Source organism: Mannheimia bovis (assembly GCF_014541205.1).
Lineage (GTDB): Bacteria > Pseudomonadota > Gammaproteobacteria > Enterobacterales > Pasteurellaceae > Mannheimia > Mannheimia bovis.
In genome coordinates, this window is sequence record NZ_CP061280.1 from 917,356 (window position 1) to 941,810 (window position 24,455).

A 24,455-nucleotide genomic window follows, 5' to 3' on the forward strand; every position below is an offset into this window, starting at 1 on the left:
ATTTCGTTACAAATTACTATTTCTTAATTTTAGGACTAATCCCAAATGGAAAAATTTCGTGTGTACGGTCCATTCTCTTTGAGTGGAACGGTAGATATTTCCGGTGCAAAAAATGCAGCCCTGCCTATTTTGTTTGCCTCTATTTTGGCAGAAAAACCGGTTACATTAAAAAATGTACCTGATTTAAAAGATGTTGATACCACCTTTAAAATCTTACGTCAATTAGGCGTAGTTGTTGAAAAAGCAGAGGAAAAAGGTGTTGTGCATATTGATGCAAGCAATATCAATAATTATGTTGCACCATACGAATTAGTTAAGACAATGCGTGCTTCAATTTGGGCGTTAGCACCTTTAGTAGCTCGTTTCCACGTAGGACAAGTATCTTTGCCGGGTGGTTGTACTATCGGGGCAAGACCGGTAGATATGCACATCTCAGGTTTAGAGAAAATGGGTGCTAGAATTGAGCTAGATGAAGGCTATGTAAAGGCAACCTCAAATGGTCGTTTAAACGGTACAAGAGTGTATATGGATAAAGTGAGCGTAGGAGCAACTTTATCAGTTATGATGGCAGGAACTTTAGCTAAAGGCACAACTGTGATTGAAAATGCTGCCCGTGAACCTGAAATTGTGGATACTGCAGATTTCTTAAATGCAATGGGTGCGAAAATTTCCGGTGCAGGGACTGATATGATCACTATTGAAGGTGTCGAACATTTAGGTGGTTGTGAACATAGCGTGGTACCGGATCGTATTGAAACGGGAACATTCCTTGTTGCTGCTGCAATTTCAGGTGGTCGTATTACTTGTCGTAATACCAAAGCAGACACGCTTGATGCAGTAATTGAAAAATTGCGTGAAGCAGGAATGCAAGTTGATGTTACAGAAGATACTATTACATTAGATTCGCTTGGTCGTCGCCCGAAAGCGGTAAATATCCGCACAATGCCACACCCTGGCTTCCCAACGGATATGCAAGCACAATTTACGCTTTTAAATGCAGTGGCAGACGGTACAAGCCGTATTACGGAAACGATTTTCGAAAACCGTTTTATGCACATTCCGGAATTGATCCGTATGGGTGCTAAAGCTGAAATTGAAGGCAATACAGCCATTTGCTATGGCGTGGATCGCTTAAAATCAGCAGAAGTGATGGCAACTGATCTTCGTGCTTCAATTAGCTTAGTATTAGCCGGCTGTATTGCAACTGGTGAAACCATTGTAGATCGAATTTACCATATCGATCGTGGCTATGAACACATTGAGGAAAAATTACGTGGCATTGGTGCGAGGATCGAACGTTTCTCTGCACCATTTGAAGGCGAGTAATTGCAAAATTTTCTACAAAAAGAACCGCTTGTTAGTGAAACTATCAAGCGGTTTCTATTATCCTTTCAACCTAAACCTGCCCCTACTATAACGGGTTTTCATCAAGGCTAAAATCTGTTCTTTCTCATTTCTTACGTTTTGTTGGCTCTGTTTTGCTACAATTAAAGAATGTTGTATAGAGTGGGCGTGAGTAATTGCAATAGCTAAGGCGTCAGCTGCATCAGCTTGTGGCTTAGCGGAAAGTTGTAACATTCGAGTTACCATATCTTGCACCTGAATTTTATCTGCAGAACCAATACCTGTAACCGTTTGTTTTACTAATCTTGCAGCGTATTCAAATACAGGCAGATCGTGATTAACTGCAGCTACAATTGCTGTACCTCGAGCTTGCCCTAGTTTTAAGGCAGAATCAGGGTTTTTTGCCATAAAGATCTGTTCAATGGCAAACATATCGGGCTGGAACTGGGTAATAATTTCGCTTATGCCAGCATAAATGCGTTTAAGACGAGTAGGTAGATCGTCCACAGTTGTACGAATTGCACCACTACCAAGATATTCTAAATGTCGTCCGTTTTGACAGATTACCCCATAACCTGTTACTCGAGAGCCGGGGTCAATTCCTAAAATAATAGCCATTTCTTTGTTATAAATAAAATAAGCGAGAAGGTATATCTTCTCGCTTATGGTCTAATTAATCAATGCTATTTATTTAATTTTTTCGTTAATTGTTTATTTACGTCGCAAAGTTTTGCCAAGATATCATCAGAATCTTTGCCTTTTTTGGTCAGCATACCTGTAGTTTCTTTGGTTGCATTAGCAAGAGAGAAGTTGCTATCTACGTTCCAAATGTATTCATCAGATACGAATGAGGCAAAGTCTTGGTTTTCTGTATTACGTGTTAGAGTTGGGATTTTTTGTGATTTTCTGCCTTCTTTTAACACTAAGTTTACTGCTTTAGCTTCGTCACCTTGGAAAGCGTAAGTTGCAGTTACACGTTTACCGCTTTGACAACGATATACGATAGATTTTGAGCCATCAGTCGCTTTTTCCACTTTAACAGCTGCTGCTCCGCGAGCTGCATTGCCTGCAATTTCGTTTACTTGTTGAGCTGCTTGGTCAGCTACTTTTGTTACAGGATCTACGGTTGGCTGAGGAGCCGGTTGGTTATTTGCATTAGAACAAGCTGCTAATACTAAAGTTGCTGCTAGAGCAGGAACAAATTTGACTAATTTCATAGTTTTCTCCTTAAGTAATTTTAACAATAGAAGCAACAGCTTCTGTTTAGTTAGTACAGATTGTTTTATAAAAGTTCATTTATTTTATAGCTAAAGATAAATCTAATCTTGCAATTAAATCATAACTAATTGATTTTATTATTCTTATTTTTTCATTTCTAAATAATTGGTTTTGCAAAAAATTGTGCTTTTTTAACCGCTTGTAGATGCTGATTTATAGCTTATTAAAAAATAAATGAATATTTTGGTATTGTCATAAAACTGTCATAAATCTTCGCTATTCTTCCTGTGTGCGAAATGCACAACTCTTAATTAACTTAATAAATAATAGCGAGGTCTAGATGAAACGCTTATTGACTAAAACAGCATTAATCACTGCAATCACATTAGGAACCCCGGCGTATGCGACAACAGAAATTCAATGGTGGCACTCGATGGGTGGAGCATTAAATGATTGGGTGAATGGTTTAGCACAAGAATTTAATGACAGCCAAAAAGAGTATAAAGTTGTGCCTGTTTTTAAAGGTGCTTACCCGGAAGCAATGGCTGCGGGGATTGCTGCGGTAAGAGCCGGTAATGCACCGGATATCCTACAAGTGTATGAAGTCGGCACTGCATCAATGATCTATGCAAAAGGGGTAACAAAATCGGTTACACAAATTATGAAGGATGCAGGCTTAAAATTTAGCCCGTCAGATTATATTCCGGCTGTAAGCAGCTATTACACAGCCCCAAATGGTGAAATGCTTTCTTTCCCTTTCAACAGTTCGACAGCAGTTCTTTATTACAATAAAGACGCTTTCCAAAAAGCAGGATTAGATCCTGAGAAAGCCCCTAAAACGTGGAAAGATGTTCGTTCTGTAACCGAAAAATTGAAACAATCTGGTAGCACCTGTCCTTTAACCGTATCTTGGATGGGTTGGACACAATTAGAAAACTTCTCTGCGTGGCACGATGTTCCTTTCGCCACTAAAAATAATGGTTTTGACGGTTTAGATGCAGAATTAACCTTTAACTCAGCATTACACGTCCGCCATATTGATAACTTAGCCGATATGGCAAAAAACAACTTGTTTGTTTACAAAGGCCGTGAAAGTAGCTCGCAACCTGCGTTTGCTTCAGGCGAGTGTGCGATTTTCATCGGTTCGTCAGGCTCGTATTCAGGCATTAAACGTGATGCCAAATTTACCTTCGGCGAGTCCACCTTACCTTATTACGATGATGTTGCAGCTGCTCCACAAAATACGATGATTGGTGGTGCAAGTTTGTGGGTATTGGCAGGTAAGCCGGAAGCTAACTACAAAGGTATTGCACAATTCTTTGATTTCCTTTCTAAACCTGAAGTACAAGCAAAAAGCCATATGACCACAGGTTATTTGCCGGTTACGTTGAAATCCTATGAAATCACGGAAAAATCAGGGTATTACACACAAAACCCAGGGACAGATGTACCTGTAGAGCAAATGGTTCGTAAAACAACTGAACGTACTCGTGGTATTCGTTTAGGTAATATGCCGCAAATTCGTACGATTGTTGATGAAGAACTAGAGCAAGTCTGGACAGGTAAAAAAACAGCTCAGCAAGCACTTGATAATGCAGTTAAGCGTGGTAATGAGCTACTAGAAAGATTTAGAAGTGTAAATAAATAATATCTACTATTTCTCTCCCATCGATATTTGATGGGAGAGTATATTTATTTCTAGGAATAATAACTATGACAAGATATACAGGATATCGTTTTTTACCGTGGTTACTGTTATTGCCCCAATTATTGATTATCGGTATTTTTTTCTACTGGCCGACAATACAGGCGTTATACCAATCATTTCAAATGCAAGATATGTTTGGTACCACAACGTATTGGGTAGGGTTCGATAATTTCAAGCGTTTATGGAATGATCCAACTTATTGGGAATCGGTCTACACCACAGTTTACTTTTCCTTTTGGGTAACCTTACTTGCGTTACTACTTTCTTTGCTGATTGCCTTTTTTATGTATCGCATTACAACGGGTGTTGTCTATTACCGCACTTTTTTAATTTTACCTTATGCGGTTTCACCTATTGTTGTCGGTGTTTTATGGGCATTTATGTTTTCTCCCTCTTTTGGGGTGATTGCTTATGGATTAAAGCAAATCGGCATTGAGTGGAATCACCAAATGAATGATTCGCAGGCGATGTGGCTGGTGATTTTAGCCTCAGTATGGAAACAAATTTCTTATAATTTCCTATTTTTCTATACAGGCTTGCAAGCGATTCCTAAATCACTGATTGAGGCAGCTGCGATAGACGGTGCAGGTCCTTGGAGACGTTTTTTTACCATTCAATTCCCGCTACTTTGGCCAACAACCTTCTTCCTTTGCGTGATTAACATTGTTTATGTGTTCTTTGATACTTTCGCCATTATTGATTCTTTAACAGAAGGTGGTCCGGGTAAATCCACATCGACACTTGTTTATCGTATTTATGTGGAAGGTTTTAAATCAATGGATTACGGCAGTTCTGCAGCACAATCGGTGATTCTAATGGTAGCAGTATTATTGCTGACCTTGGTGCAATTTAAGTATATGGATAAAAAGGGAGGACATTAAAAATGGTTGAAAATCGTCCTTTGCTAAATTTCTTTTCGCATTGCAGTTTATGGATTGCAGTATTGCTGATCTGTTTTCCGATTTATCTGGCATTTGTTGCTTCTACGCATACAGAAACTGATGTGATTTCAGTGCCGATTTCACTCCTGCCGGGTGATCAAATGATTCAGAATTATACGGCTGCCCTTTGGGGTAACGAATCTTCAGCTACGTCATTGCCGGTTTCTCGAATGCTTTGGGTAACCTTTGTGATGACAATGCTAATCGCGGTGGGAAAAATCACGATTTCTTTACTCTCTGCGTTTGCGATTGTGTACTTCCGTTTCCCATTCAGGGGGTTAATTTTTATCTTGATTTTCGTCACGCTGATGCTACCGGTTGAGGTCAGAATTATCCCAACTTATGAGGTGGTGGTTAATTTACACTTAATTAACAGCTATGCAGGTTTAACCATACCGCTGATTGCTTCTGCCACCGCAACATTTTTATTCCGCCAATTTTTTGCTACTGTGCCGCAAGAGTTATTGGAAGCATCAAAAATGGATGGCGCAAAAGCAATGACATTCTTTAAAGATATTCTTGTACCCCTTTCCATTCCAAGTATTGCAGCATTGTTTGTCATCCAATTTATTTATGGCTGGAACCAATATTTATGGCCATTACTGATGACAACCAGCGAAGATATGTTCTCGTTAGGTATCGGCGTGCGAAAAATGCTTGATACAGGCGGTGGACCTATTAGCTGGAATGTGGTGATGGCAAGTGTGATGTTAATGCTTATCCCACCAACCTTTGTGATCTTATTGATGCAAAAATGGTTAGTGAAAGGACTAATTGATTCAGAAAAATAATAATTTAAGGAAATTTTATGGCAACACTCGAATTAAAAAATATTACCAAACATTATGGAACGGCAAAAAAACCGCAAGATTTGATTTTAAAAGGTATCAATGTAGAAGTTGAAGCGGGGGAGTTTATTGTCGTTGTTGGACCATCTGGTTGTGGAAAATCCACGCTATTACGCCTTATTGCCGGTTTAGAAACCCCTACAAGCGGTGATATTTTGATTGGAAATTGCAATGTCACGCAATTAGAACCCTCACAACGCAATATCGCAATGGTGTTTCAGAACTATGCTCTTTATCCGCATATGACTGTGCGTGAAAATATGGCGTATGGTATCAAACTTGCCAAAATGCCTGCGGCTGAAATTGAGCAACGCATCAACGAAGCAGCTAAAATGTTAGAGCTTGAAGCCTATTTAGATAAAAAACCAAAAGAGTTATCAGGCGGTCAGAGACAGCGTGTCGCAATGGGGCGAGCCATTGTGCGTAAACCAATCCTCTTTTTATTTGATGAGCCACTCTCAAATTTAGATGCAAAATTGCGTACTTCAACCCGTTTGGAAATTCGCCGTCGCCACAATAGAATTGGGGTTACCTCACTTTATGTTACCCACGATCAAACAGAGGCAATGACGCTTGCGGATCGCATTATTGTGATGAATAAAGGGAAAATAGAGCAATTCGATACACCGGAAAATATCTTCTCTCGACCGGCATCCACCTTTGTTGCTAACTTTATCGGTTTACCGGCAATGAATTTATTGAATGTTGAAGTGAAGAGCAACAGTGTTTATTGTGACGGTCAGCTTTTAAATGGTGTGCCTGTACCGAATAGCATCAAAGCACTTGGCGGTAGTAAGTGGATTTTAGGCATTCGCCCCGAGCATATCACTTTGGTAGATACTGCCACCGAAACAAGTTGGCAAACCGCCATTTCGATTAGTGAATTGCTCGGCTCAGAGCAGCTAATTTACGGCAAATTAGGCAAGCAGCCGCTGATTATCCGTCATAATCAAATCCGTGCGGATCTGTTACATCACGAGATTTCCGACACGTTACATATTGAAGCGGATTTTTCACAACTCCACTGGTTTAATACCAACACCGGATTACGCCAAGAATAACAAAATAGAGAAAGATTTTATGTCATACCCATATCCAAAACTGATCGCCCATCGTGGCGGTGGCAACCAAGCGCCCGAAAATACCTTAGCCGCTTTTCAACTTGGCTTACAAAAAGGTTATAAAATGTTTGAATGCGATGCCAAATTATCTGCGGACGAACAGTTATTTTTATTACACGATGATACTTTAGATCGAACAACTTCAGGTCAGGGCAGTGCAAAAATTGAGTGGCAAACATTAAATCAGCTTGATGCCGGTAGTTGGTTCAGTAATGAATTTCAGCAAGAGCCAATACCCTTATTAGAGAAAATCGTGCCCTTTATTTTGGAGAATAATGCTTTTCTGAATGTGGAGATTAAGCCCAACCCGAATCAGGACTATAAAACGGGAATGCAATGTGCCAAGTTTCTACAACAATTTGTGGATCCAAATAGCGAACATTGCCCGTTTTTACTCTCATCGTTTAGTGAAGATGCCCTCAAAGGTGCTTACGATGCAGATACCACAATCCCAAGGGCTTTGTTATTAGAAGAATGGCGAGAATCTGCTTGGGAAACCGTCAGTGCATTAGAGTGTAGCGGCTTTGTACTTAATTATAAAATTGCCAGTAAAGAATTGGTTGAAAAATGTCATAGAATTCAACGATTTGTGATGGTTTATACCGCAAATGATGAACAAGACGTGGCAGCATTATTTGAAAATGGCGTAGATAGTGTGATTACGGATAATATGAAGTTGGCGAGTTTATATTCTGCTAAAGAGTAGATTTGTAGAAGATTGATTCTGATCTTCTACATTCTCTCAATTTTCACTTTCTATACATTTTATTTTGTGCAGTAGATCACATTTTTAATAAAATTTGAGTTTAAAAATTAAATTCTAATGGCGTAATGAGATAAAGTTGAGTACGATGATGGTAATCAAATAGACAAGAGGGTTTGACCAATGGCAAAACTTGAAATCAAAAATATTACCAAGAAATTCGGTGACTTTTACGCTGCAAACAATATCTCGTTTACTGCCGAAGAGGGCGAGTTTGTAACCCTGCTCGGGCCGTCAGGTTGTGGGAAGACATCATTGCTTAAACTGATAGCCGGTTTCCATATTGCTGATGAGGGTGAAATTCTGATTGGCGGTAAGAATGTGAACCCGATTCCACCGGAAAAACGCAACACGGCGATGTGTTTTCAGTCCTACGCACTCTTTCCACACCTGAATGTGTCGCACAATATCTGTTACGGCTTGCAACAGCGCAAAATTGCGATTGACGAGCAGAAAGCCCGCCTTGATGTGGCTATTCGTCAAATGGATTTGGAAATCCATCGCTTAAAACTGCCGAACCAGCTTTCGGGCGGACAGCAGCAACGTGTTGCGTTGGCACGGGCAATGGTGACCCGTCCTGATGTGATTTTGTTTGATGAGCCGCTCTCCAATCTTGATGCGAAATTACGCGAAAGTGTGCGATTTGAGATCAAACAGCTCTCCAAACAGCACAATCTTACCAGTATTTATGTGACCCACGACCAAGCCGAAGCCTTGGCGATGTCCGACAAAATTATTGTGCTGAATAAAGGTCGGATTGAGCAAATCGGCTCACCGCAGGAAATTTATCACCGCCCGATTAACCGCTTTGTGGCTGACTTTATCGGCATTGCCAACATTGCCGAAGCCAGCGTACAAGCGGTCGGAAACGGAAAATATCTTGCAAAATCAGTGTTTGGCGAGTTTGAAATTCAATCCGAGATTGCACCGCGCGCAGAGCGAGTCTATCTCTGCTTCCGCCCTGAAAATGCCGAGTTGGTTAGTAGCGATAGTGACAAACCGAACAAAATCACGGTGAAAGTTGCCCACACCGCGTTTATGGGCAATTTGACCGAAGTTCAGGGCGTAGTGAGCAATGGCGAGCAGCAACAGATGGTGCGGCTGCAATTGACCAAATTCCCACAACTCAATGCGGATGGCACACTGACGTTCAGTATTGACCCGCAGGCGATCTGCTTCTTGGAGGCGGTGCAATGAAAAGTCTCAGAAATGATCTAAAGGCTTGGCTGCTACTTGCTTCGGGTGTTGGCACGATTGTGGTGCTGATGGGCTCAACTTTTTACATTGTCGTGGCGCAAAGTTTAGGGCTTTACAATATGGGCGGCGAAGAGAGCCTGCTGACCTTTGCCCATTGGCAAAAAGTGCTTGCTGATCCGGTGTTCCACAAAGCCTACGTCTATTCGCTGAAAATCGCCCTGTTTGGTGCGCTGTTCTCAATTATCGCCGCCTATCCGATTGCCATTTGGTTGAGTAAACCGATTAAAGGCAAGATTGTCATTGTAACGATTTTACGTGCGCCAATGCTGGTGCCGGGTTTGGTGGCGGCATTTTTGTTCATCAATATGATCTCCTACCATGGCATTTTGAATGAAACTTTGGTCTGGCTCGGCATTTGGGATAGCCCGAAAACCTTGCAAAACGATGAGTACGGCTGGGGTGTAATTATTTTGCAGATGTGGAAAAACATTCCGTTTGCGTTGATTTTAGTCGGTGGTGCAATTAACGGGATTCGTACCGATTTACTCGATGCTGCTGCCAACCTTGGCTCGAATGCGTGGCAACGTTTCCGCTATGTGATTTTCCCGCTCAGTTTAGGTGCAGTGCAGGTGTCATTTATCCTGATTTTTATCGGCGCACTCGGCGACTTCGCCTTTTACAGCATTGCCGGCCCGCGCGATACCTACTCGCTGGCGAAACTGATGCAGATGACCGCCTATCAGTTTGAAGAGTGGAATCAAAGTGCGGTGATTGCGCTGACGATTATGGCCACTTCAGCGGTCGCGACTATTCTGATTTCGCTACTGATTAAACCGCTTGCAACCAAAAAAGGAGAGATCAAATGAGTGTACAAACCAAAAACGGCAAGCTGATTGGGCGAATTGCACTCGGTTTGTTTATCTTCGGGAATGCGATTTGGCTGTTTATTCCGTTTTTAATGGCAGGGCTATGGTCGTTTGTTGATCCTGACCATCCGTGGGCGTACCCCGATATGTTTCCGCAGTCGCTCTCGTTTGAACGCTGGATCAGCGTGTGGCAAAACACGTCGCTGCCGGAGGCGATGCTAAACAGCTATACCATTGCGCCAACAGTGGCAGCCATTGCTATTTTACTGGCGATTCCAACCGCTTACGCTTTCGGGCGGATGGAATTTCGTGGCAAGCGGATTGCGGAGTTACTCACTCTGATTCCGCTGGTGATTCCGGGGATGATTATTGCGCTGTTTTTTAGCCGAATGCTGCTGGATTTAAACATTGGCAGCCCGTTTATCGGGATTGTGATCGGCCACACGGTAATGACACTGCCGTATGCGATCCGTATTCTCTCGGCCGGCTTTGCTTCTGTACCGCAAGATCTGATTGATGCCAGCCGCGACCTTGGCGCAAGCAAGCTGACCACCTTCAAAGATGTTTATATGCCGATGCTGAAACCGAGCTTTTTGGCGGCGATTATTTTCTGCTTAGTGAAAAGTATCGAGGAGTTTTCAATTTCGTTTGTGATTGGCTCGCCGGATTTCATCACAGTGCCGACTATTCTCTACTCGTTCTTAGGTTACTCGTTTATCCGCCCGAATGCAGCGGTGGTTTCCCTGATTTTACTCGTACCGAACATTTTGCTGATGATGTTGATCGAGAAATTGCTGAAAGGGAATTATTTATCGCATTCGAATGGCAAGGGGTAATCTAAGCCGAATGAGCTCAACATATTCTGCCCCCGCTTATGGGGCAGAATTAAAAAACACAAGCGGTCTTATTCCGCCAAAAATTTACCAAACCAACAGAGGAGATTCTCTATGAAAACCTTAACTAAACTGACCTTAGCCAGCCTTGCAACAGCCGCTTTTTCAACGGCTTATGCCAACGATCTTGCCGGTAAGTCGTGGAGCGAGATTGAAGCCCAAGCGAAAAAAGAGGGTAATGTGACGGTTAGTATCTGGTATTTGCAGCCGCAATTCCGCACCTTTGTGAAACAGTTTGAGCAAGAGTACGGCATTAAAGTCAAAATTCCAGAAGGCACGCTCGACGGTAACATTAACAAGCTGTTTGCCGAGCAGAATCAAACCAAAGGGAAAATGGACGTGGTGGCTTTCGGCGCAGAAAAACTCCCGTCGATTGTTAAATCGGGTGCGTTAGCTGAAATCAATCAAATGCCAGAATTCCCGAAATTAAACCACAGCTTGCAAGGCATCGATTTCGGCAATTATGCGGTTGGTTTCTGGGGAAATCAGACCGGTTTTGCCTACGATCCGCTCAAAATCAGTGAAGATAAATTGCCACAAAGCTGGCAGGATCTGGAAGCGTATATCAAAGCCAACCCGAAAAAATTCGGCTATTCTGATCCAAACGGTGGCGGCTCAGGTGGGGCATTTATTCAGCGTGCATCAATCAATGTCAGCGGTGAATATGACTACCGTAACACCGAGCCAAATCCGGAGCAGATTGCCAAATGGGATAAAACGTGGCAATGGTTTGTGGATAACAAAGAGAATTTGACCCGTACTTCGTCCAACGCCGACAGCCTGACCCGTTTGAATGATGGTGAGCTGGATGTGGTTGCTGCGTGGCAAGATCACCTGTTTAGTCTACAAAAACAGGGCGCAATCACGCCACGTCTGAAATTCTATGTGCCACAATTTGGTATGCCGGGCGGTGGTAACGTGTTGACAGTCGCAAAAAATGCACCAAATCCAGCCGCATCGTTAGTGTTCATTAACTGGATGGCATCACGTCCAACCCAAGACAAGTTAGCGGCAGAACTGGGCTCACGTCCATTAGATAAATCTTCAGGCGAGCAGGGCGTTCACTCCTTCTCACATCCGTGGTCAAAAGCCCAAATTGCGGCATTTACCAAAGAGGTGGTTTCACGCTAAAATTTAAATAAATCCGAGGGGGAGGAATCCCCTTTTTTCTTTCGATAACAGAGCAACTACTATGACAAGCCTTTCGCCAATTCATCAACTGCGTGCCAGTCACCGTCTTTTACTCAAACTTATTCGCCAACATACGCCGTCTCGTGCCGAGCTGAGCCAACTTTCGGGTTTAACACCGGGGGCGATTACCCAATACTGCGATCAACTTTTTGAGCTAGGGCTGATTAAAAACGGAGACAAAATTGAGGGCAAGCGTGGTACGGCTTCTTACTATCTCACCTTAAATCCGACCGCTTGCTATGCACTGGGCATTACGTTTTCGGTGGAGGTGTTCTATTTGGCGATAGTTGATTTCAGCGGAAAATGTGTTTACTCGCAAACCGTACCTTACCACTCGGCAAGTGATTTTGAGACGACGGTCGTACAGGTCAAACAGACCATTTACCATACACTTGCGGAACAGCAGATTACCGAAACGCAAGTGATCGGCGTGGGCTACGCCATTCCCGGCTATATTCGTGCTGACGGTGCATATTCGGCGGCGTGGTTGCCGATGATGCAGCAACGCCCGAATTTACAGGCGGTGTTTGAGCAAAAAATCGGCTTGAAGGCGTGGGTGGAAAATAACATCAACGCCATTGCGATTGGCGAATATTATTCGGGGCTGTGGAATCAAATGGAAGATATGGTGGTGATCAGTGCCGATTTTGGTGTGGGTGCAGGTGTGATTTCACAAGGTCGATTAGTCGCTGGTGGTTTTGGCAATGCGGGTGAAATCGGGATGTTTTTCCCCGATAAGAGCCACCGCCCAAGTTGGCGTGATTTGCTGTTACAACTACAACAACACAGCTTTTCCGAAAGCGATTTACCCCAGCTTATCCGCCAACGCCATCCGCTGCTGGAAAACTGGTTGACTCATGCGAAACAGCAGTTCCTCTTTTTGATTACTTCGGCAACGGCGTGGCTTGATCCCAAAGTGATCGTGATTACCGGTTTGTTACCGGCGGAGCTCATTAGTGAAATTATCGAATATATCCGCAATGCGGAGAGCTTTACCGCTTATCCGCACAAACCTCATCCGCTGTTAAGCAGTTCCCGTTTGGAAAAAGAACAGACAGCCATCGGCACGGCTCTTTTGCCTATTTATCACCTATTTAATGATTAGAATTGGCACAAGCGGTCATTTTTCTCGAAAAATCTGTAAATCACTTGCATATTTAGCACAAAGGACTAAAATTCCTTTTGAGTTTAAATTGTAAAATCAAAGGAGTTTTCTATGGCTTTCGACTTCCATTCAGCCAAACGCGGGATTATTCTCGCCAACCCTCATCGTGGGTATTGTACCCAATTCCCTGAGAACACAATGCCGGCATTTCAAGCGGTGCTAGACAACGGCTTGCATACGATTGAAATTGACACAGCAATGACGGCAGATGAGCAGTTTGTGGTTATTCATGACCCAACGATTAACCGCACGTCAAACGGCACGGGCTATGTTGAGCAGATGACCTTAGCGGAAATCAAACAGTACGATTTCGGTGGCTATTTTGGTGAAGCCTTTAAAAATACCCCTATTCCTGAACTGCGCAACGTACTGCTATGGGCGGTTGAAAATGGTATGGGTTTAGTCCTAGAGCTCAAACAACGTCGCAATCACGCCCGTTGTGCTGAAGTGTTAGCTGATTTACTACGTGAAACCAACGCGATCGATAACGTAATTTTGCTTGGTTTTGATCACGTTCTGATTAATCGAGTGAAAACCTTATTACCCCAAACTAAAATTCAGGTTGTTACGCTTGCTCGCTATCAAAACCAGCTGCAAGCCGTACTCGGCTCAAATGCCGATAGTGTTTGCTGCGAATATCACTATGTTACCAAAGAAGACTTAATCGCTTACAAAAATGCCGGCTTAACCACCCGCTTGTTCCTGCATTCCGCCAAGCCGGGCGAGATCATGTCCACCACTCAACGTTATAATGAAAAATACGGCTATGATGCTGAGAGCGATATTTTGGAATGGCTGCGTGAAGGCTTGATTGATATGCTCAGCCACGATGATATCGGCTATCTTAAAGAAATGGTAGAGAAGGCTGGGAAACTAGTATACTAGATGATAACCCAGCAAAAAACGCATTTAGGCAGGAAAAATTTAAGTTCAAATTGATCTGACAGACACGACTATTTTAAAGAGTGTCTGATTAGGTTTGAGCTTCTACAGATTAAAACAGGGGCTAACTTTTGGGATGTAGATCAAATAACTTAGCCCCTAATTTTTTATATTGAATTAAAGCAACGCTGCTACTTCATCACTGATTTCGCCGTTGTGATATACGTTTTGTACATCATCACAATCTTCAAGGCGGTTAATTAAATCAAGTAATTTCGGTGCGGTTTCCGCATCAAGTTCAACGGTAGTTGATGGAATCATTGTGACTTCTGCCGATTCAATTTTAAAGCCGGCAGCTTCGATACCGTCACGAACATCTCCTAAATCTTCCCAAGCGGTGTAGATTTCAAATGAACCGTCTTCTTGGATTTGAATATCGTCTGCACCGGCTTCAATTGCTGCTTCGGTTAAGGCATCTTCATCACCTGATGCGATTAAAATTAAGCCTTTTTTGCTGAATAAATAGCCTACAGAACCCTCTGTACCTAAGTTACCGCCGCATTTGGTAAAGCTTGGGCGAACTTGAGAGATGGTGCGGTTTGCGTTATCACTTAAACATTCAACCATTACCGCTGTGCCACCTGGACCGTAGCCTTCGTAGATTTTGGTTTCCATATTTGTATCATCACCACCGCCCACGCCACGCTCAATCGCACGGTTAATGGTATCACGTGTCATATTGCTGGATAATGCTTTATCTACCGCCGAGCGTAAACGAGGGTTTGCACTCACATCAGCACCGCCTAATTTTGCTGCGGTGACTAATTCACGAATTAATTTGGTGAAAATTTTACCGCGTTGAGCATCTTGCGCTGCTTTACGGTGTTTAATATTTGCCCACTTACTATGGCCTGCCATTTTGTTGTCCTTATTTTAATGTTGTTAGATATTGTTTTATCGCCTGTGCGTTGTTCGGAGATTTCGTCATTTTGACCGCTTCCTCAACCGAAACCCAACGATAGGCTAGGTGTTCGGTTAATATTGGCTCTTGCTCGCTTTCAAGCGGCAACAAAAACCAATGTTCGACACAATGTGTGATATTAGGTGCGTATTTATACCGAAAATGCGGGAAAATTTCAAATTCTATCTGTTGTTTACAATCAACAAGCGGTTGTTTTTTTTCTGAATTTTGCAAATGGGAAATTTGCAACCCCGTTTCTTCCATCACTTCACGATATGCTGCTTCAATCGGTGTTTCGCCAATATCAATCGAGCCTGTTACCGACTGCCAAAAATCGGGGTCGTCCTTGCGTTGTAGCATTAAAACTCGATGAGTATTTTTAGCATAGATCACAACGAGTACGCTGTTCGGGTTTTTATAATTCATAAAAAATACCTGTTTTTGTGCGATTATCTCAAAAACAGGTATTTATGCAAAATTTACTATAAATTATTTGCTATTTTACTGTGATAACTCAGGACAAAAAAATGAATGTAGTAATGTGATCATTTGATTCATTCTTTCATCTTTAATGTAATAGAGTCTTTCACGATGTTTAATTTCACAATCAATAGCACCGGATTCTCGCAGAATGGTTAATTGGTTTGACATTGCTGCTTGTGGTATACCTAGTTTTTGGCTTAGTTCAGTTACATTGCACTTTTTTTCAAGCAAGCAACATAAAACAGCAAGTCGATTCGGGTTTGCCAGTAATTTTAAAAAATCACTCGCTTCGCCACATTTTGATAAGATATTTTCCATAATTTTTCTCCGCTAGATGGAGCTATTTTAGCATAAAATCTCCTGTTTAAATTGCTATTAATGCTTGCGACAGTAATATTGCAATAGTCAACGAAGTGGCAGAATGTTCAATAGGCAAACGCACATAGCCGACAATTAACATTGCTAGAGGTGCTGTATAGATAGCAAAAACAGGTTTTGCTGCATTCTCTTCGACTGGCAATTGAATGTACCACTAAGAAATTAATAGAAAAACCAAACCGAATAATACAGAAGTAAATAAAAATAAATACTCACGCAATAGATTTAGCATCGAAAAATATTCAGCTAAATGGTGTGATGTCATCACAGGCAAGCAAAACCCCACAAAAGGAATAAAAAACGCGGCGAAGACATTTTTTAACTCAAAATGAAGAATATATTTCCAAACAAATCAAACTACATAGACGAAAAATGCGATGGCTGAAATTGTCCATAACATAAAAGAAAATGCGATGAATACTCTGATAAATAGCCGGCATCAAGTATCAATGTGAGTGCGATAATAGGAGCAACAGCAGCTTGAATCGGGTGTTTTAAATTATCTTTTGTCATAGAGCGGAAATAGATAATTTTAAGCAATGCAATCATTAATACAGAAAAACCGAGTGTTGCAAACAATGGTTTAGCCCAGTAGCCTTGCCCAAATTCAGCAAATAACCCCCCTAGACCTGTTATACCAAAAGCTAAACCGGCAACAGGTAGTGGCGTGTTTTTGACGATATTTTCTAATCCAGCATTCATTATTGTCTCTCTATTATTTTAGAAATCGTTAAACTTTATTCCAAGGCATCTTGGCTAAAAAGATTGCCATTCCACAAAATCCTGAAATGCCTGCAAACATTAAACCCGCTCCGACAAAAGTAGCTAGAACATAGAATAAAGGGTTAATAAATGTTCCTAAGATCATACTTAATAAAATCAATGAACCTGCTGCAATTTGGACTTGGCGTTGCATTTCAATAGGTTGTCTTTGATTTTTTTCTGTTAAGAAACCGGAAGATTTCCAGCCATTTAAGCCATCTTGTAGCAAGAAAATTTCTCTATTTTCTTCTGTATTCAATGCAACTAATTGATTACAGGCACTTCCTGTTCTTCCGCCTGATTTACAATAAAAAATAATACAATTGCTATTTTTAGCCTGTTCGGGTAATCCTGTAGCCTGTAATTGAGCTAGAGGCGTGCAAACAGCACCTTGGATATGTTCACGCAAAAACTCTTCTGCTTGTCGAATATCTATGCAAACCGCTCCTTCTGCTATTTTTTGTTGTGCTTGAAAAGCAGTAATTGTGGATATAGACATATTATTAATCCTTATGAATGAACTCCATTTAGTGATAAGTGGAGTGAGAAAATTAATCTTAAGACACTAATATTAAATTATTTTTTCATCGGGAAGTATTAATACCGAGCAGGCTATACAACCCACAGCGAGAAAATACTCCGGTAGCTAAAGGAATTATTCCTAACCAACCCCACCAACCGATATAATTTGTTGCTGCAAGGATAATTAAGAGTAAACCAATTACGATACGAATGATTTTGTCGATACCACCAACGTTCTTATTCATAAGATGTTCCTTATATTAAAATTAAATGACATTACTTTATTTAAATATTTATATATTTTGATATTTAATATTTGTGATGTCAAAGGTTTTTTTGTGATCTATATCTCAAAATACAAAAAAGTTAAAATAATGTTAAAAATAGTGGTATGGTTTCTTACTTTGCAAGCTATATACAGAGGCAAGCTACAATTTGTAGCGGAAAAGAAAAAGAAGAGTGGCAGAATGCCACATCTATCGCTATTTTGATGAAAAGCTAAAAAAGTTTAGCTTGGTTGCTTTTTAGTCGAAAGGCAGAATTTGGTGGGTTTTATCTCTACTTTGAAAATATGACTGCATACAAAACTCCCGGAACCCTATTCGGTTTTTTTATAGTTCATTCCGTTGATTTGCAAAATGTTTGATTATTTGAACCGCTTGTAGCTTATTACCCAAGCACAACTAAAATAGCTGCAATCACCACCAAAATCAGCCCAATAAAATCTTGAATTTTTAGCCGCTCCTTAAAGATAAAATAGGATATGCCAAGAATAAAGAAAATCTCCACTTGCCCGAGCGTTTTTACAAAGGCAACGTGGTTGAGGCTCATTGCATTAAACCAGCCGAATGAACCGAGAAATGAAAACAGGCTCGTGAGCATCCCCAGTTTTGGGAAACGGAAAAATTTTCTTAAAGTGTCAGGCTGGAAAAACACTAAATAACCAACCAATAATGCTGCCTCAAAGCTGATAACGGAAAATAACACCCAAGCGGCTGAGATCAAAAAATGGCTGTTCAGTTGCAAGCTTGCCTCCCGAACCCAAAGTGAGGTGAGGGCAAAGCATAGACCGCTGGCTATACCGAGGAAAAGCGTTTTCCAAGAAAGTTGTCGTAAGTTACCGCTGCCGGTCATCAAGAAAATCGCCACGCCACCTAAAACAACGCCAAGCCAGCCAATGGTGCTGATAGTTACGCCGAAAAACATTACCCCAAGTAGGGCTGCCCAAACCGCCTCACTTTTGGCTAAGCCAACACCAATGGCGTAATTTTTGAGATGAAAAAGTTGTACCATTAATGAAGTCGCCCAAATTTGAGCCAAGCCTGCCCCTACCACATAGACAAAAAAGAGCGGCGGGAAATTCGGTAAAGTGAGCGATTCATCGTGCCAATACAAAAATGCCAAATAGCCACTAGCCAAGGGGACGGCATAGAAAAAGCGGGCAAGCGTTACCCCCAGCACCGGCACATCTCGGCTGAGCTGTTTTTGAAAGGCATTGCGACCAGCTTGAGCAATGGCTGCAAGCAGGGTAAACCAAATCCACATAGTGATTCCTCACAACAAAAGAGAGTCAATCTTACTCTTTTATTAATAGTTTGCAAGCGGTCTAAAAATGACTAAAATTTGCAAAAAAATTTTGAAACAATATGAATAAAAACTTTCCCCAAATTTATATCGGCACCGGTGGTTATGCTGACACTGACTTAATCGGCACGCTTTACCCTTACGGCACTAAGAAAGAAGATTTTTTAGCGGTATATAGCCAACATTACGACACCCTTGAAATCAACAGCACTTTCCACGCCCCGATTGGCTTAAAAGCCTTTGAAGGAATGGTGGAAAAAGCGGCGGGTAGACTAAATTTTTCGGTGAAGTTACATCAAGATTTCAGCCATAACCGCACGGCAACTCAAGAGCAAGCGGAGGCGTTTCTGAATGCTCTCACACCACTGAGTGAGCAAGGCTTGTTAGCAAATTTATTTGTGCAATTCCCTACTCAATTTGAACGAACGCCGCTTAACCGCCGTTACCTTGCGGAATTATGCCAATGGTTTGGTGATTATCCGCTTGCCATTGAGTTCCGCCATCCAAGTTGGCATATTCCTGCGGTGTTTGACACCTTTGCCAAAAGCCCGGATTTGATTTGGTGCAATGTGGATTATCCGCAAAATATCGGCTTGCCGGCATTTCATTTTTTCGCTAATCAACGTACCGCCTATTTGAGATTACACGGCAGAAACCCAAATTGGTGGAAAGGGCAAAGTGCCGCCGAACGCCACGATTACCGTTATTCAGACGAGGAATTAAAAGGCTTGGCAGAGTTGCTTGTGCAAAAGAAAGCAGAATTTGACAAACTCTACCTCTATTTTGAAAACACCACCAAAAGCCACGCATTTTATAATATCCAAACGCTCAAAGGCTTTTTGGCGGAGAAAGGATTTCAAATTAAACCGGTGCCGGAACATTTGTTAGGGCAGCAGAGTTTGTTTTAGGCATAAAAAAGAGCAGCAGAGCTGCTCAATTATGCGTAACCCGGCACGGCTCGTGCCGGGAACTAAAAAGACGATTTGCAAATTATTTTGCTTTTTCGACCGCTTGTTAAAACAAAAGGGCGAATAATGATTCGCCCCTACAAGGTTATTTTTGTAATTCGAGAGAATTTTTTAACTTTTCTTGGAAAAATGCTTTTACATCTGATCGTGAAAAAACATAGAAAAATAACATAGATAGCCCAAGTATTAGAATAAATTGAATAACACTTGCTAATTCGAATTCAATGAATACTATCGATAGAAAGCTATTAATGAGTTTAGGAATTAACCAAACCCATATTACTATCTTACTCCAATATGCTCCTTTGAGTGCTCCAATGGAAGCAATAATTAGCATTACAGGATAAGTAATAGGATTTAAAAAACGATACAAATTTATTGAGAGGTCATCTCCCTCTTTGAATATTTGTGCTACTTTAATCACAGAGTATCCTTGAAAAATAATTATACCGAAGGAGATAATTATTAGCCCATATATAATAATAGAAAGAGAAATTGGTCTTTTCATCATAAATTTAATAAAAGAAAGGTAGGCTAGATTTGCTCTAAGCCTACCTATTTTATTACTCCTGTACAATCGTTCTAATTGCCAACTCATCCAACGCTTTCGGATTTGCAAAGCTTGGGGCTTCGGTCATCAAGCAAGCTGCTGCGGTGGTTTTCGGGAAGGCGATAACATCACGGATGTTATCGGTGCCGGTAATCAGCATTGTTAAACGGTCTAAACCGAATGCCAAGCCAGCGTGTGGCGGTGTACCGAATTTTAACGCATCTAATAAGAAACCGAATTTCTCTTGTTGTTCGTCTTCGTTAATGCCTAAAATGCTGAACACGGTTTGTTGCATCTGTTGGCTGAAAATACGCACTGAGCCGCCACCTACTTCGTAGCCGTTGATCACCATATCGTAAGCATTTGCTACGGCATTTTCAGGATCTTTCACTAATTCTTCAGGTGATAAATCTTTTGGCGATGTGAACGGGTGGTGCATTGCTGAAAGATTGCCTTCATCATCACGCTCGAACATTGGGAAGTCGATAACCCAAAGTGGTTTCCAAGCTGTTGTATCGGTTAAGCTTAAATCGTTACCCACTTTTAAGCGTAACGCACCAATTGCATTGGTTGCCACGTGCCAGTTATCTGCACCGAAGAAAATAATGTCTTCATTTTGTACATTTAAGCGAGCGAATAGAGCTTTTAACACTTCTTCGTTTAAGAATTTTGCCACCGGGCTTTGAATGCCTTCTAAACCTGCGTTTACATCATTCACTTTTAGCCACGCTAAACCTTTTGCACCGTAAATGCCCACAAATTGGGTGTATTCATCAATGTTTTTACGGGTTAATGCTGCACCGTTTGGCACACGCAATGCTACAACACGTCCTTTTGGATCGTTTGCCGGACCGCTGAAAACTTTGAAATCCACGTCTTTTAGAATATCAGCCACATCTACCATTTCGAGTGGGTTACGCAAATCCGGTTTGTCTGAGCCGAAACGTTGCATCGATTCCTGCCAAGTCATCATTGGGAATTTACCTAAATCTACGCCTAAGGTTGTTTTCCATAAGCCGTGAATCATCTCTTCCATTAATGCACGCACTTCTTCCGCTGTTAGGAATGAAGTTTCCACATCGATTTGAGTAAATTCAGGTTGGCGGTCTGCACGCAAATCTTCATCACGGAAACATTTTACGATTTGGTAATAACGGTCAAAGCCCGACATCATTAATAGCTGTTTGAAAAGCTGTGGCGATTGCGGTAGTGCATAGAATTTGCCTTTATGCACTCGGCTTGGCACTAAATAGTCACGTGCACCTTCAGGGGTAGCTTTTGTCAGCATTGGGGTTTCAATATCTAAGAAACCGTGTTCGTCCATAAAACGGCGAACAAAGCTGGTAATTTTGGCACGGGTTTTCAATTTTTCCGCCATTTCCGGGCGGCGTAAATCTAAGTAGCGATATTTTAAACGCTGTTCTTCCGAGTTGTTTTGGTTGAAGTCGAGCGGCATCACTTCAGCGTTGTTATACACCACTAAGTTTTTCACTAATACTTCAATTTCGCCGGTCGCCATCTCTTTGTTGATTTGCGATTCATCACGAGCAATCACTTCGCCTTGAATTTGCACACAGGCTTCCGAACGCAGAGCAGAGGCTTGTTTGAACAGTGCTTCATCTTTTTCATCAAAGAATACCTGCACAATACCTTCACGGTCACGAATTTGCATAAAAATAAAACGACCAAGGTTACGAACACGGTGTACCCAACCACTGAGGGTAACTGCTTGTCCAACGTGCGAGCGGTTTAAATGACCGCAATAGTGAGAACGCATCATAAAAATTTTCCTTTTCTAAAATTAGGTTCCGAATTTCGGAGAAAACTTTGGGATTATAGCGGAAATTTCAGGGGAAATGGATCAATAAAAGCACACAAGCGGTGATTTTTTACAGAAATTTTGCAAAATTTCCTCAAAAATTCACCGCTTGTATTTTAGCCTTCCAACCCAATAAAAATCGCTAGCAGTAGTGGAGCGGCTAAATTGACAATAAAGCCAAAACTAATCGCAAGTGGCACAATTTGAATACCCCCCGATTTTTGAATGATCGGGAGCATACAGTCAAGGGAGGTTGCTCCGCCAATACCGACCGCGGTTGAGGGGAACTGCCGCATAAAGAGCGGCACTAAAAACAGGCATAAAATCTCACGGGAAATATCATTGAAAAAGGCGATACTGCCGTAAATCGGACCCCAAGCATCGTTTACCAACACGCTTGAAAGCGAATACCAGCCGAATGCTGAGGCAAATGTTAAGCCTTTAGCAAGTGAAATATTGAGTAAAAATGAGGCAATTATGCCACCAATTAGCGAGCTTGCAATCATCACAATTGAAGTGTAGATGCCCCGTTTGTTGAAAAACACTTCACGCAATGGAATGCCGCTGTTGCGAAGCTGAATCCCCACCCCGAAAATCATCACTTCTAAAACGTAGGTGCTGGCGTGCAGTGGGAAATCTACCGAACCTTTGGTGAAATAGCCGATAATGCCACCTAACAAGGTAACTCCGATTAATTTAAAGGAATCAATGAGTAAATGCAGACGAGAGGGGAGTTCGTCTTGGCTTACTTGTTTTCTATTCATAGGTTGTAATTTGTCATAAATCACTAAACCGGCAATATTTGAAAGAAGCAAAATAGCAACTAAACTAAATGCCATTCCGCCAATTTGTGGTAGCTCTGTTAAGATGTTGTCAATTTGTCCGAGCGAAATTCCCATTACCAATAAAATCAGATAAAGGCAGATATTCACCACTTTATTTACAAAAGTTAAATAACGAGGGTTTTTAAGTTTAATTAAGTAACCGAGAAAAAGCGGAATCAGCACAATGGCTAAACCGTAGAGCATTTTTTATCCTTATTATTTGTATTGACTTAGAACTTGAAATTGTAGCAATAAGGGCATAAAATAAAACTGGTTTTATATACAGCTTTTCAGTCTCAAGCGGTCATTTTTGAGGAAATTTTTGCAAATGCTTACTCAATTTCAACGGAAAATTATCCATATCGATATGGACTGTTTTTACGCTGCGGTAGAAATGCGAGAAAATCCCTCTTTGGTGGGTAAGCCTATTGCGGTGGGAGGCAGTGCTAATCAGCGAGGTGTGTTGGCAACTTGCAATTATGAGGCGAGAAAATTTGGCTTACACAGTGCAATGGCAACAGCAACAGCGTTGAAAAAATGCCCGAAGTTGATTTTATTGCCTGTCAATATGCCGTTATATAAAGCCGTTTCGGCACAAATTCACGAGATTTTTCATCGTTATACCGATGTTATTGAAGCTCTTTCACTCGATGAGGCTTATTTAGACGTGAGTGAATGCGAACTTCATTCAGGTTCTGCCACTTGGATTGCAGAGGCTATCCGTAATGATATTTTCAATGAACTGAAATTAACCGCCTCTGCCGGCGTTGCTCCGCTGAAATTTTTAGCCAAAATTGCCTCTGATCAAAACAAACCGAACGGGCAGTTTGTGATAAAGCCTAATGATGTGCAAAATTTTGTGAAAAATCTACCGCTTGCAAAAATCCCCGGCGTAGGCAAAGTAATTAATGAAAAATTAAAGCAGCTTGGTTTTGAAACCTGTGGCGATATTCAGCAAGCAGAAAAAGCGATGATTTACCGTGAATTTGGTAAATTTGGACAAAGATTGTGGGATTTTAGCCACGGCATAGACGAAAGAGTAGTAGAGCCTTATCGCCCAAGAAAGTCATTAGCGGTAGAAAATACGTTACTTGATGATATTTGGACATTTGAGCAAGCCAAATCAGTGATTGCGGAGCTATTTGATAAATTAGCATTTAGGATTCAGCGGAACTGGTCAGATGTGCCGTTAGCTGAATTTAAAAAATTAGGCATAAAATTGAAGTTTGATGACTTTACCCAAACCACGCTTGAGCGAACTACCGAAGGCTTTGCCTACCAGCGATTTGAGGAATTATTAGCACAAATTTTTGTACGTAGAAATAAGCGAAAAATCCGCTTAATCGGCTTAAATGTGCATTTTCCCGAGAAAAAAGTAAATAAGCAGTTAAATTTATGGGAATAATTGTGAACAAACTCTTGAATTTGCTGACAAAAGCATTATCTTAATTAGGCAACATTGCATCT

At 41.5% G+C, this 24,455-nt stretch carries 27 protein-coding genes; 14 read left to right on the forward strand and 13 right to left on the reverse strand.

Features of this window, described 5'->3' with window-relative positions; genetic code table 11:
- The first annotated feature begins 45 nt into the window (after positions 1-45).
- The gene (gene murA, locus ICJ55_RS04710; protein ID WP_188157528.1) at positions 46-1,326 is read left to right on the forward strand and encodes a UDP-N-acetylglucosamine 1-carboxyvinyltransferase; all 1,281 of its coding nucleotides are present in this window, start codon (positions 46-48) and stop codon (positions 1,324-1,326) included.
- A 57-nt stretch (positions 1,327-1,383) separates the two neighbouring features.
- Here the strand turns inward: murA and ruvC are convergent, their stop codons facing one another.
- The gene (ruvC, locus tag ICJ55_RS04715; protein ID WP_188157529.1) at positions 1,384-1,962 is read right to left on the reverse strand and encodes a crossover junction endodeoxyribonuclease RuvC; all 579 of its coding nucleotides are present in this window, start codon (positions 1,960-1,962) and stop codon (positions 1,384-1,386) included.
- Positions 1,963-2,027: 65 nt separating this feature from the next.
- A complete protein-coding gene (locus ICJ55_RS04720) occupies positions 2,028-2,561 on the reverse strand; it encodes a hypothetical protein (RefSeq protein ID WP_188157530.1) in 534 nt (177 codons plus the stop codon).
- Positions 2,562-2,902: 341 nt separating this feature from the next.
- Here ICJ55_RS04720 and ugpB point away from each other — a divergent pair, with 341 nt between their 5' ends.
- From ugpB to ICJ55_RS04775, 11 genes are all read left to right on the forward strand, one after another.
- Positions 2,903-4,210, forward strand: coding sequence for a sn-glycerol-3-phosphate ABC transporter substrate-binding protein UgpB (gene ugpB, locus ICJ55_RS04725; protein WP_188157531.1), 1,308 nt, complete (start codon positions 2,903-2,905; stop codon positions 4,208-4,210).
- Positions 4,211-4,275: 65 nt separating this feature from the next.
- Positions 4,276-5,151, forward strand: a complete 876-nt coding sequence (gene ugpA, locus ICJ55_RS04730) for a sn-glycerol-3-phosphate ABC transporter permease UgpA (protein ID WP_188157532.1) — start codon at positions 4,276-4,278, stop codon at positions 5,149-5,151.
- 2 nt (positions 5,152-5,153) lie between these two features.
- Positions 5,154-6,002 carry a sn-glycerol-3-phosphate ABC transporter permease UgpE gene (gene ugpE, locus ICJ55_RS04735; protein WP_188157533.1) on the forward strand — a complete coding sequence of 283 codons (849 nt, stop codon included), beginning with the start codon at positions 5,154-5,156 and terminating at the stop codon, positions 6,000-6,002.
- Positions 6,003-6,019: 17 nt separating this feature from the next.
- Complete coding sequence (locus tag ICJ55_RS04740) at positions 6,020-7,120, forward strand: ABC transporter ATP-binding protein (RefSeq protein ID WP_188157534.1); 1,101 nt, start codon at positions 6,020-6,022, stop codon at positions 7,118-7,120.
- A gap of 19 nt (positions 7,121-7,139) precedes the next feature.
- Positions 7,140-7,886: a glycerophosphodiester phosphodiesterase family protein gene (locus ICJ55_RS04745; protein ID WP_188157535.1), complete on the forward strand. Its 747-nt coding sequence runs from the start codon at positions 7,140-7,142 to the stop codon at positions 7,884-7,886.
- Positions 7,887-8,066: 180 nt separating this feature from the next.
- On the forward strand, positions 8,067-9,140 hold the full coding sequence (locus tag ICJ55_RS04750; protein ID WP_188157536.1) for an ABC transporter ATP-binding protein: 1,074 nt from the start codon (positions 8,067-8,069) through the stop codon (positions 9,138-9,140).
- A complete protein-coding gene (locus ICJ55_RS04755) occupies positions 9,137-10,006 on the forward strand; it encodes an ABC transporter permease (RefSeq protein WP_188157537.1) in 870 nt (289 codons plus the stop codon). Before ICJ55_RS04750 ends, ICJ55_RS04755 begins: the two co-directional genes overlap by 4 nt.
- A complete protein-coding gene (locus ICJ55_RS04760) occupies positions 10,003-10,842 on the forward strand; it encodes an ABC transporter permease (protein WP_188157538.1) in 840 nt (279 codons plus the stop codon). Before ICJ55_RS04755 ends, ICJ55_RS04760 begins: the two co-directional genes overlap by 4 nt.
- Before the next feature lie 111 nt (positions 10,843-10,953).
- A complete protein-coding gene (locus ICJ55_RS04765; RefSeq protein ID WP_188157539.1) occupies positions 10,954-12,030 on the forward strand; it encodes an extracellular solute-binding protein in 1,077 nt (358 codons plus the stop codon).
- Positions 12,031-12,091: 61 nt separating this feature from the next.
- Positions 12,092-13,195: an ROK family protein gene (locus ICJ55_RS04770; RefSeq protein WP_188157540.1), complete on the forward strand. Its 1,104-nt coding sequence runs from the start codon at positions 12,092-12,094 to the stop codon at positions 13,193-13,195.
- A gap of 111 nt (positions 13,196-13,306) precedes the next feature.
- Positions 13,307-14,140, forward strand: coding sequence for a glycerophosphodiester phosphodiesterase (locus tag ICJ55_RS04775; protein ID WP_188157541.1), 834 nt, complete (start codon positions 13,307-13,309; stop codon positions 14,138-14,140).
- A 174-nt stretch (positions 14,141-14,314) separates the two neighbouring features.
- Here the strand turns inward: ICJ55_RS04775 and ICJ55_RS04780 are convergent, their stop codons facing one another.
- The 8 genes from ICJ55_RS04780 to ICJ55_RS04815 all read right to left on the reverse strand — a co-directional run bounded on the left by ICJ55_RS04780 (position 14,315) and on the right by ICJ55_RS04815 (position 18,788).
- Positions 14,315-15,055, reverse strand: coding sequence for a YebC/PmpR family DNA-binding transcriptional regulator (locus tag ICJ55_RS04780; RefSeq protein WP_188157542.1), 741 nt, complete (start codon positions 15,053-15,055; stop codon positions 14,315-14,317).
- Between the two features lie 10 nt (positions 15,056-15,065).
- Positions 15,066-15,524, reverse strand: a complete 459-nt coding sequence (gene nudB / locus ICJ55_RS04785; RefSeq protein WP_188157543.1) for a dihydroneopterin triphosphate diphosphatase — start codon at positions 15,522-15,524, stop codon at positions 15,066-15,068.
- Positions 15,525-15,599: 75 nt separating this feature from the next.
- Complete coding sequence (locus ICJ55_RS04790; protein ID WP_188157544.1) at positions 15,600-15,899, reverse strand: ArsR/SmtB family transcription factor; 300 nt, start codon at positions 15,897-15,899, stop codon at positions 15,600-15,602.
- Between the two features lie 46 nt (positions 15,900-15,945).
- Positions 15,946-16,101, reverse strand: a complete 156-nt coding sequence (locus tag ICJ55_RS04795) for a hypothetical protein (RefSeq protein ID WP_188157545.1) — start codon at positions 16,099-16,101, stop codon at positions 15,946-15,948.
- A 215-nt stretch (positions 16,102-16,316) separates the two neighbouring features.
- Complete coding sequence (locus tag ICJ55_RS04800) at positions 16,317-16,661, reverse strand: TDT family transporter (RefSeq protein ID WP_188157546.1); 345 nt, start codon at positions 16,659-16,661, stop codon at positions 16,317-16,319.
- 28 nt (positions 16,662-16,689) lie between these two features.
- A complete protein-coding gene (locus tag ICJ55_RS04805) occupies positions 16,690-17,220 on the reverse strand; it encodes a rhodanese family protein (protein WP_188157547.1) in 531 nt (176 codons plus the stop codon).
- Positions 17,221-17,305: 85 nt separating this feature from the next.
- A complete protein-coding gene (locus ICJ55_RS04810; RefSeq protein WP_188157548.1) occupies positions 17,306-17,488 on the reverse strand; it encodes a YgaP family membrane protein in 183 nt (60 codons plus the stop codon).
- Positions 17,489-17,912: 424 nt separating this feature from the next.
- The gene (locus tag ICJ55_RS04815) at positions 17,913-18,788 is read right to left on the reverse strand and encodes a DMT family transporter (RefSeq protein ID WP_188157549.1); all 876 of its coding nucleotides are present in this window, start codon (positions 18,786-18,788) and stop codon (positions 17,913-17,915) included.
- A 101-nt stretch (positions 18,789-18,889) separates the two neighbouring features.
- On the opposite strand from ICJ55_RS04815, the gene ICJ55_RS04820 reads away from it, so the two are divergent.
- Positions 18,890-19,735 (forward strand): DUF72 domain-containing protein, encoded by an 846-nt coding sequence (locus ICJ55_RS04820; protein ID WP_188157550.1) that lies wholly within the window; start codon positions 18,890-18,892, stop codon positions 19,733-19,735.
- A 145-nt stretch (positions 19,736-19,880) separates the two neighbouring features.
- Here the strand turns inward: ICJ55_RS04820 and ICJ55_RS04825 are convergent, their stop codons facing one another.
- The 3 genes from ICJ55_RS04825 to ICJ55_RS04835 form a co-directional block, all read right to left on the reverse strand.
- Positions 19,881-20,393: a hypothetical protein gene (locus ICJ55_RS04825; protein WP_188157551.1), complete on the reverse strand. Its 513-nt coding sequence runs from the start codon at positions 20,391-20,393 to the stop codon at positions 19,881-19,883.
- Positions 20,359-22,125 carry an aspartate--tRNA ligase gene (gene aspS / locus ICJ55_RS04830; protein WP_188157552.1) on the reverse strand — a complete coding sequence of 589 codons (1,767 nt, stop codon included), beginning with the start codon at positions 22,123-22,125 and terminating at the stop codon, positions 20,359-20,361. Before aspS ends, ICJ55_RS04825 begins: the two co-directional genes overlap by 35 nt.
- Before the next feature lie 155 nt (positions 22,126-22,280).
- Entirely contained in the window at positions 22,281-23,192 is a 912-nt protein-coding gene (locus ICJ55_RS04835; RefSeq protein ID WP_025216759.1) for a LysO family transporter, read from the reverse strand.
- A gap of 124 nt (positions 23,193-23,316) precedes the next feature.
- On the opposite strand from ICJ55_RS04835, the gene dinB reads away from it, so the two are divergent.
- Positions 23,317-24,393 carry a DNA polymerase IV gene (dinB, locus tag ICJ55_RS04840; protein ID WP_188157553.1) on the forward strand — a complete coding sequence of 359 codons (1,077 nt, stop codon included), beginning with the start codon at positions 23,317-23,319 and terminating at the stop codon, positions 24,391-24,393.
- Positions 24,394-24,455 lie beyond the last annotated feature (62 nt).

What these genes read in the sequence shown, in the direction of transcription:
- murA (WP_188157528.1), top strand. Translation starts at nt 46, where the DNA reads ATGGAAAAATTTCGTGTGTACGGTCCATTCTCTTTGAGTGGAACGGTA.
- ruvC (WP_188157529.1), bottom strand. Translation starts at nt 1,962, where the DNA reads ATGGCTATTATTTTAGGAATTGACCCCGGCTCTCGAGTAACAGGTTAT.
- ICJ55_RS04720 (WP_188157530.1), bottom strand. Translation starts at nt 2,561, where the DNA reads ATGAAATTAGTCAAATTTGTTCCTGCTCTAGCAGCAACTTTAGTATTA.
- ugpB (WP_188157531.1), top strand. Translation starts at nt 2,903, where the DNA reads ATGAAACGCTTATTGACTAAAACAGCATTAATCACTGCAATCACATTA.
- ugpA (WP_188157532.1), top strand. Translation starts at nt 4,276, where the DNA reads ATGACAAGATATACAGGATATCGTTTTTTACCGTGGTTACTGTTATTG.
- ugpE (WP_188157533.1), top strand. Translation starts at nt 5,154, where the DNA reads ATGGTTGAAAATCGTCCTTTGCTAAATTTCTTTTCGCATTGCAGTTTA.
- ICJ55_RS04740 (WP_188157534.1), top strand. Translation starts at nt 6,020, where the DNA reads ATGGCAACACTCGAATTAAAAAATATTACCAAACATTATGGAACGGCA.
- ICJ55_RS04745 (WP_188157535.1), top strand. Translation starts at nt 7,140, where the DNA reads ATGTCATACCCATATCCAAAACTGATCGCCCATCGTGGCGGTGGCAAC.
- ICJ55_RS04750 (WP_188157536.1), top strand. Translation starts at nt 8,067, where the DNA reads ATGGCAAAACTTGAAATCAAAAATATTACCAAGAAATTCGGTGACTTT.
- ICJ55_RS04755 (WP_188157537.1), top strand. Translation starts at nt 9,137, where the DNA reads ATGAAAAGTCTCAGAAATGATCTAAAGGCTTGGCTGCTACTTGCTTCG.
- ICJ55_RS04760 (WP_188157538.1), top strand. Translation starts at nt 10,003, where the DNA reads ATGAGTGTACAAACCAAAAACGGCAAGCTGATTGGGCGAATTGCACTC.
- ICJ55_RS04765 (WP_188157539.1), top strand. Translation starts at nt 10,954, where the DNA reads ATGAAAACCTTAACTAAACTGACCTTAGCCAGCCTTGCAACAGCCGCT.
- ICJ55_RS04770 (WP_188157540.1), top strand. Translation starts at nt 12,092, where the DNA reads ATGACAAGCCTTTCGCCAATTCATCAACTGCGTGCCAGTCACCGTCTT.
- ICJ55_RS04775 (WP_188157541.1), top strand. Translation starts at nt 13,307, where the DNA reads ATGGCTTTCGACTTCCATTCAGCCAAACGCGGGATTATTCTCGCCAAC.
- ICJ55_RS04780 (WP_188157542.1), bottom strand. Translation starts at nt 15,055, where the DNA reads ATGGCAGGCCATAGTAAGTGGGCAAATATTAAACACCGTAAAGCAGCG.
- nudB (WP_188157543.1), bottom strand. Translation starts at nt 15,524, where the DNA reads ATGAATTATAAAAACCCGAACAGCGTACTCGTTGTGATCTATGCTAAA.
- ICJ55_RS04790 (WP_188157544.1), bottom strand. Translation starts at nt 15,899, where the DNA reads ATGGAAAATATCTTATCAAAATGTGGCGAAGCGAGTGATTTTTTAAAA.
- ICJ55_RS04800 (WP_188157546.1), bottom strand. Translation starts at nt 16,661, where the DNA reads ATGAATGCTGGATTAGAAAATATCGTCAAAAACACGCCACTACCTGTT.
- ICJ55_RS04805 (WP_188157547.1), bottom strand. Translation starts at nt 17,220, where the DNA reads ATGTCTATATCCACAATTACTGCTTTTCAAGCACAACAAAAAATAGCA.
- ICJ55_RS04810 (WP_188157548.1), bottom strand. Translation starts at nt 17,488, where the DNA reads ATGAATAAGAACGTTGGTGGTATCGACAAAATCATTCGTATCGTAATT.
- ICJ55_RS04815 (WP_188157549.1), bottom strand. Translation starts at nt 18,788, where the DNA reads ATGTGGATTTGGTTTACCCTGCTTGCAGCCATTGCTCAAGCTGGTCGC.
- ICJ55_RS04820 (WP_188157550.1), top strand. Translation starts at nt 18,890, where the DNA reads ATGAATAAAAACTTTCCCCAAATTTATATCGGCACCGGTGGTTATGCT.
- ICJ55_RS04825 (WP_188157551.1), bottom strand. Translation starts at nt 20,393, where the DNA reads ATGAGTTGGCAATTAGAACGATTGTACAGGAGTAATAAAATAGGTAGG.
- aspS (WP_188157552.1), bottom strand. Translation starts at nt 22,125, where the DNA reads ATGATGCGTTCTCACTATTGCGGTCATTTAAACCGCTCGCACGTTGGA.
- ICJ55_RS04835 (WP_025216759.1), bottom strand. Translation starts at nt 23,192, where the DNA reads ATGCTCTACGGTTTAGCCATTGTGCTGATTCCGCTTTTTCTCGGTTAC.
- dinB (WP_188157553.1), top strand. Translation starts at nt 23,317, where the DNA reads ATGCTTACTCAATTTCAACGGAAAATTATCCATATCGATATGGACTGT.